The organism is Thermoplasmataceae archaeon, assembly GCA_038729425.1.
Classification (GTDB): domain Archaea; phylum Thermoplasmatota; class Thermoplasmata; order Thermoplasmatales; family Thermoplasmataceae; genus B-DKE.
Window position 1 is genome coordinate 254,248 of the sequence record JAVYSB010000003.1, and the last position, 6,942, is coordinate 261,189.

The 6,942-nt window shown below is 46.2% G+C and carries 7 protein-coding genes; 4 read left to right on the forward strand and 3 right to left on the reverse strand.

The window, feature by feature from the left end; all coding sequences use genetic code 11:
• Positions 1-7 precede the first annotated feature (7 nt).
• Positions 8-1,621, forward strand: coding sequence for a cytochrome bc complex cytochrome b subunit (locus QW597_04635; protein MEM0155870.1), 1,614 nt, complete (start codon positions 8-10; stop codon positions 1,619-1,621).
• A gap of 40 nt (positions 1,622-1,661) precedes the next feature.
• Here QW597_04635 and QW597_04640 read toward each other — a convergent pair whose 3' ends face one another.
• Positions 1,662-2,213, reverse strand: coding sequence for a YceI family protein (locus QW597_04640; GenBank protein MEM0155871.1), 552 nt, complete (start codon positions 2,211-2,213; stop codon positions 1,662-1,664).
• 56 nt (positions 2,214-2,269) lie between these two features.
• Between QW597_04640 and QW597_04645 the strand changes: the two genes are divergently transcribed.
• Positions 2,270-2,617 (forward strand): winged helix-turn-helix transcriptional regulator, encoded by a 348-nt coding sequence (locus tag QW597_04645; protein MEM0155872.1) that lies wholly within the window; start codon positions 2,270-2,272, stop codon positions 2,615-2,617.
• 14 nt (positions 2,618-2,631) lie between these two features.
• Here the strand turns inward: QW597_04645 and QW597_04650 are convergent, their stop codons facing one another.
• The gene (locus QW597_04650; GenBank protein ID MEM0155873.1) at positions 2,632-4,752 is read right to left on the reverse strand and encodes an acetate--CoA ligase family protein; all 2,121 of its coding nucleotides are present in this window, start codon (positions 4,750-4,752) and stop codon (positions 2,632-2,634) included.
• A gap of 218 nt (positions 4,753-4,970) precedes the next feature.
• Positions 4,971-5,603 (reverse strand): hypothetical protein, encoded by a 633-nt coding sequence (locus QW597_04655; protein ID MEM0155874.1) that lies wholly within the window; start codon positions 5,601-5,603, stop codon positions 4,971-4,973.
• Between the two features lie 114 nt (positions 5,604-5,717).
• Between QW597_04655 and QW597_04660 the strand changes: the two genes are divergently transcribed.
• Positions 5,718-6,332, forward strand: coding sequence for a helix-turn-helix domain-containing protein (locus QW597_04660; GenBank protein MEM0155875.1), 615 nt, complete (start codon positions 5,718-5,720; stop codon positions 6,330-6,332).
• Positions 6,333-6,541: 209 nt separating this feature from the next.
• Positions 6,542-6,942: hypothetical protein (locus tag QW597_04665; protein MEM0155876.1), on the forward strand; the 401-nt coding region annotated here is incomplete at its 3' end.

Genomic DNA, 6,942 nt, shown 5'->3' on the forward strand with positions numbered 1-6,942 from the left:
GTAGATAATGACGGATAAAGAACAGAACGAAATAATAAAAATAATGAATGACCCACAGCCAATTCCCAGGAAAGTACCAGATTACATGAGGACGAAGGGCGGAATGTGGTACTGGACTGGGGCCATGGTTATGTTTGCTTTCCTTTACGAGGTAATAACCGGCCTGGTGATACTTTTCTACTACCAGCCCAGTTCAGCATATGCAACAACGGAGTCTCTCCTCAATTCTACCCCATTTGGGATGATAATTCTAACAACACACCTTTATGGTGCATACGCAATGATCGCGCTACTGTATCTGCACCTGCTGAGGAACCTTTTTGTTGGTGCGTACAAGAAACCGAGGCAGAATCAATGGATCACTGGGATTCTGCTTCTCCTGCTTAGTCTCGGAACAGGATTCTTCGGATACTCAATGAGCGGGGATATCCTCTCCATAAATGCTACCGGTGTAGGCAGGGGTATTGCAAACGCCCTACCGCTGATAGGAAGTTACCTAGGAAACATTTTCTTCGGTAATGGAACTATGGTTTCGCTTTTCCAGAGGATGCTAGGCTGGCATATCGTCCTTGCAGCGCTCATCGGTATCACCTTTGGGGCACACTTTTTCCTTGCGGAGTACAACACCATAATGCCAAAGAGATCAGAATCCAAGTACAGAGCACCCCTCGTCGACAGGGAAACTTCGGGCTACAAGCCATGGTATCCTTACAACATGCTGTTTATGATACAGATTGCATTCTACACGTTTGCAGCCATCCTCATCATCCCATCCGTAATTGCAGCATTGCCTAATGTCCCGACTCTGCTCAGCCCTTTCCCACAAGTGCAGGCCGGTACGCCCTTCAGCGGGCCTCTATACCCGCCGTGGTTCTTGCTTTTTGTCTACAAAGCCATGGATTTCCAGATATCATCCACCATCGATCCGTTCTGGGCAACAGTAGTTTTCGCCATAATTCCCCTGATTTACTTGCTTATATTGCCCTACATAGACAGGAACAACAGTCTGTCAATGCTGGAAAGGCCTGTTGTAGTTTCCCTGGGAGCAGTAGGCATCGCATACCTCATAGGCCTTTCACTCTGGGGAGCTTTGACACCGGGATTACCCATACCCAACAGTGAAGTCCTGATGTTCTTCATACTTGTTGGGGTGGCTGTCTTTCTAATTGTCTGGCTCGCTATCTGGTCCATAAGGAACAACAAAACTAGGTTGAAGGAACCGAGTAAGGTTTACGTGCTTCTCGGCCTCACTGGAATATTTGCCTTTGGAACCGGTTCACTTCTGATTCCATCGATCACCAGCCTGAACCCCGCTCTGGATATCTCTATCATAATACTAGCGATGGCAACGGCATTCCTGATCCTTCTGGACTATGTCTACATCAGACCGAGAGAACCTCAGGTTACACCCATTGAGAAGTCCACGAAGATGAAACCCATAACATACAACCTCATAGCGGCTTTTCTGGTATTCTGCGCCATAGTAATACTGTTTATAATCACCCCTCTTAACCCATCGGTCATAGGCCAGGAAGCTGGTTATGGGTTCGGGATAGGCATCCTTCTATTTATAAGCGGAACACTGGTTAAAATATATAGGACAGTTGAGTACAAGGAGTAAAAAATTCGGCCTGCCCGATGAGGGCAGTAACAATTATTTATTATTTTTCTTTCTTTTCCACTACTTCAAGATGTATTGATATCTTTACTTTTGATCCAACCATCACGCCGCCATTGTCCAGTGGAGTGTTCCATCTGAGGCCAAAATCATCCCTGTTCAGTTCGCCGTCAGCTGAGAAACCAAACCTGTTGTTTCCGTAAGGATCCTTTATTGTCCCCTCCATCTCACCGTTGAGGGTCATTTCCTTAGTGACATCTCTTATCGTGAGATTGCCCGTTACCGTATATTCGTTCCCAGATTTTCGCTTTATCCTGGTTGTTACAAAATCCATGGTTGGGTACTTTTCCGAATAGAAGAAATCCTGCGATTTCAGGTGCCCATCCCTCTGGTCTTCCCTGGTGCTGACACTTCCCGTCTGAATGCTGACTCTTGCCTTCGCGTTCTCAAGATTTTCCGGGTTCCCTGTAACGTTTCCCTCAACTTTCTCGAATACTCCCTTGACACTGGTGATCATCATGTGTCTGACCGAGAATTCGACGCTAGTATGGGCCTGATCAATGGTCCAGGTCCTCTCAGTGTTTTGCGTTTCCATGTATGCTAATAACGATATGATTATTAAACTAAGTAGTATAACACGATTGATAAGGTATGGCTGTCACTACTAAGTATGCAACAATTGACCAGAAGGCTATCAGCAACTGTAAGGTCATAACGGGTGGATACAACAGACTTTTCAAGACCTGGACGCTGCCTGTGCTGCACGGCATTGGCCTGAGCCAGCCGGTGAGGTTCAACGAACTAAAGAGGAGAATTCCAAACATTAGCTCTAGTAGCCTCTCTGACAGGCTCTCTGATCTGGTTGATGCGGGTATCGTGATGCGCGAAGTCTATCCCGGCACGCCACCAGCCGTGAATTATGCCTTCACAGAAAAAGGAAGGGAACTGAGAATGATACTCTCAGACCTAGACAACTGGATAATCAGATGGGAAAAATGAGATGGGTTTAACGATCACCGCAATATGATTCTCGCGTCTGTTGCCACAGCGCCTTTGTCGTAAACTATGACAGGGTTAGCATCTATCTCCTTTATCTCCGGGTGATTTACCGCAAGCCACGACAGCCTTATGAGGACGTCCTTGACTGCCTCGGAGTCCAGATCCTTTCTCCCTCTCGTCCCTTTGAATAGTTTCGATATCATCGTTTCGGATATCATGGAGGAGGCGTCCTTTTCACATATGGGAGCAACCCTGAATGATACGTCCCCAAGGACCTCAACATTTGTGCCGCCCATTCCAAACATTACGGTCGGGCCAAAGGTCGGATCTTGCAGCGTTCCAACGATGGTCTCGAGACCAGGCCTCATCATATCTTCGACTACAACACCCTCAATCTTTGCAGCCGGAGCTTTTTCTCCAACAGAGGCAATGATATCCTTGAATGCCGTCAGCATCTCAGCCGGGGAGTTGATGTTCAGCTTGACCCCTCCAACATCAAACTTGTGCGTTATGTCCGGGCTCTGTATCTTCATTGCCACAGGAAACTTGAACTTCGAAGCCAGTCTCTGAAGTTCAGCCTCGTTTCTCGCAAGCTCCATGTGATTGACACCAATCCCATAGAGATCAAATATTCTTTTGGAATCCATCTCGTTGAGTGTTTTTATCCCTGCCTTCCTTGCTTGTTCTATGAGCTTTGAGACCCCATTCTTGTCAATGCCTTTGGCTTCCGTGTTAACAATGCAAACGCTCTGGTTCAGGATTTCATGCTGCCTCAGCGTTGACATCGACATCACTGCTTTCTCAGGTGAAGGATAGGAAGGAATCTCGTTTTTCTGGAGCCATTCTATCGCCCTGTGCGTCTGTTCACCGCCCACGAATCCAACACAAATTGGCTTATGGTTCTTCGATTCGAGTTTTCCTTTAAGTATGCCCTTGGCAGCATTCTGCGGATCAAGATTGGAAACTTCGCAATATAACACCACAAGACCGTCCACGCCATCATCATCAAGGGCAGTTCTCACGGCATCCTGATAGGAGCTTCCAGAGGCCATTGCAGTGAGGTCAATCGGGTTCCTCGAGCTACCAAATTCAGGCATGTATTTCGAGAGTTTCTGTCTCAATTCGTCGCTCGGCGTTTCAACCGGGACACCGTACATCTCTGCAGCATCCGTGGCGAGTACTCCTATTCCTCCCCCATTGGTTATTATGAGCATGTTCGGCCCCTTCATTGTTGGCTGAAGCGATAGTGCCAGGGACTTGTCGAAGAGGTCGTCAATGGTATTCGCCCTGAGAATCCCTGCCTGTTTCATGGCACCATCATAAACTTTGTCAGAGCCCGCAAGAGATCCTGTGTGCGATGAGGCAGCAATGGATCCATGGATTGATCTTCCAGACTTGAGCATCACTATGGGTTTTTTTGAAATCTTAGCGGTGTCCAGGAACCTGCGGCCGTCCTTTATGCCCTCAACATAGAGAGATATGCATGAAGTGTCCTCATTGCTCTCAAGGAACTTTATGAGATCTGAAAAGTTTAGATCTGCCATGTTTCCTATGCTCACCAGGTAACTCATTCCAATCCTGTCCACCCAGGTTCTTGCATCAAGCGCGATGATCATTGCGCCACTCTGTGAAACCATTCCAATCTTTCCCGGATAAGGAAGATAAGGACCGAACGAGGCATTCATCCTTAAGGTATTGTTCATTACACCCACGACATTTGGGCCGAGGAGTCTTGTTCTCGACTCCTTTATTGCGTTTGCCAGATCAGTTTCCAATTGGTTGTTCCCAACCTCTGAAAAACCCGAGGCCACAACTATAATTCCGTGAACGCCGCGCTCCGCGCATTCCTTTGCCGCTGCCGGGGTATACTTAGCTGGAATCGCCAGGATTGCCAGTTCAATTTCTCCTTTAACCTCCTTCAGCGATGGATAGCATTTAATGCCGAGAATCTCGTCAGCCTTTGGGTTAACAGGGATTATTCTTCCCGTAAAACCGCCGTCTTTGAGGTTAAGGACTATCTGGTAGCCTATCTTGTCTGGATCACGTGATGCACCAATTACCGCGACTGTTTTTGGATTAAAGATTTCACTGAGGTCACTTTCCTGTTCCTGCACACCTGCTGGATTGCCTGCCATATACATTCATCTCTTATTCTGCGCGTTTTTTGTATTACCTCCTCTATAAATAAACATTGACCTCAAATCTAAGGATTGTCCGGGAAACTCTCATGATGTGGACACTGTTGGAAAAAATCAGAGAACATAATCGCACAATTTAACTTTCCATTATGTTACGTGTTTAATTTTACTAACTAATGAAAAAAATTGCAAAATATAGAAAATTTTGGTGAGGATTAGAGAACGTTGATATATCCCCACATCCAGCCGGCAGTAACCATCGGCCCCTCATTGCCGCCCGGACCGGTGCCGCACATGGCATTACAGACCCATATAGCCTGCCCCGCTCCCGCCGTCGTGAAAGTTGCCTGTTCTGTCGACAGTCCCTGTACTGGTATGTTTACATTCATGCCATTTCCGGATACTGTGAAAGTGTGAGCAATGCTGGATACGTTCACATAGGAGGTAACCCATGCAACGGAATTCGCAGAAGGCAAGGACGTGTCATTGACCGCTGTATTGTTGAAAATGGAGACGTAGTTATTTGAAGTTCCATAAACGCTGGCATACTGGGCAGCCACTGGCGATGCACCGCTGTCCCAGTCTATAATGGTAAGGTTGATAATGGAATACTGCGGGAGATATAGGTACTTCGCAGATTGCAAAGTTCCGTTTTCAAGAACATAATACGATGGGGCGTTTCCAACTGAAGCATTATAGAATCTGTTGGGGTCTATAACAAGCGTAATATTTACAGCGCTCTTCGCGGGAGCTGCGTTGACATGCGTTGCGGTGTATCCGATCCCAATGCCAGAAACAAGTACAACTGCAACAAGTATTAACATTAAAGGGTTTCTAACTTTATTCAAATTGCCACCTAATAATGAATATATTTAGGAAATTTAAACCTCAAACCTGAATTGTTAGGTCAGGACTATAAATACGTGTCAAAATAATTATTAAGCTTCCCACAATTATGAGACGTGGCAAGGAGTGGTGACAGTTCCGTTCAGGCTGAAGTGGAACTTAAAAGGGCTGATTGTGATGTCACGAATCTCATCAAGCACATCAATCTCAAGGGTTCCGTATCCAGGTTGAAGATATCCTCGGAGCTGACACTTCACCGGATTGAGTCCAACGATCAGGTTTCTCTGGTCACTGAGTTGCGTAAAGCTGCCATAAAATTCACCCAGGCCGGGAACAACACTGTATGGGCAGAAAGCAGGAGTTGCTCAGCCTGCCGCGCGATGGCGCTTTCTGAGGCAGCAATCCTCAGCACCAGATCTGTGGGAACTGACGCCATAATATACCGCATAATAGTTCCATCCAAGCGCAGCCTTTATCACCTGAAGGGTGAACTGGAAAAAGCTGGCCTTGAGCCTCGCGTCATAGAATTCTTTGACAATGAGGACGAGGAACTGACGAAGAGGGAAATGGACATAATCAGGAGTGCGTTCAGCCTGGGATACTATGACATAGACCGGGGCATTTCCATGACAGAACTTGCTCAGAAATTTGGTATATCCACTTCCTCAATTTCTGATGTCCTTAGGCGAGGAACCAAGAAAATAATCAAATCTTATCTGGAGAACAGGTAATTTACCTTGTACAGCTAAATGAGGATCAGCGTGCTCTTATTTTAAAGAGGTCAAAAAGAGCGATTCTACAACATGCGTATGATCTATTCTCCATATTCTTTGCATATCAAAATAAGATAATTATATACACAAAGAAAAAGACATACATACTCAGGAAAACTTTTATATACATAGGTTTCAATTAGAGTTCCACTCTTTTGGAGGAAAATATGACAGCAGATAGCAATAGCGGTGGAGACACTGGACGTACATCGGCGAGTGAGCCAATAGCGCCCAGCAGGCCACCAGTTAAGAACACCAAATGGTACGCGGTGATAATTGTACTGATAGTTATCGCTGCGGCGTTTGCGGTACTGGCATTTTACCATCCAGGACCGTCAACAGGAAGCTCAGCAAGCATATCGGTGTCCTCAGGCGTAGCTACAGCGGGTCAGCCATACTACATGAACATTACAACAAATGGGAAGTTCAACAGTATGACTGTGTTTTATGGAGATGCGTCCAGTCAGCTGATTCAGTACTCTGGATCAACTACGGTTCCTGTATCTCATATCTATAACAGCCCTGGAAACTACTACGTGTACTTTATAGTGAATTATGGATCAAGCAC

Coding starts and splice junctions, on each gene's coding strand:
- QW597_04635 (MEM0155870.1), top strand. CDS start 8: ATGACGGATAAAGAACAGAACGAAATAATAAAAATAATGAATGACCCA.
- QW597_04640 (MEM0155871.1), bottom strand. CDS start 2,213: ATGGAAACGCAAAACACTGAGAGGACCTGGACCATTGATCAGGCCCAT.
- QW597_04645 (MEM0155872.1), top strand. CDS start 2,270: ATGGCTGTCACTACTAAGTATGCAACAATTGACCAGAAGGCTATCAGC.
- QW597_04650 (MEM0155873.1), bottom strand. CDS start 4,752: ATGGCAGGCAATCCAGCAGGTGTGCAGGAACAGGAAAGTGACCTCAGT.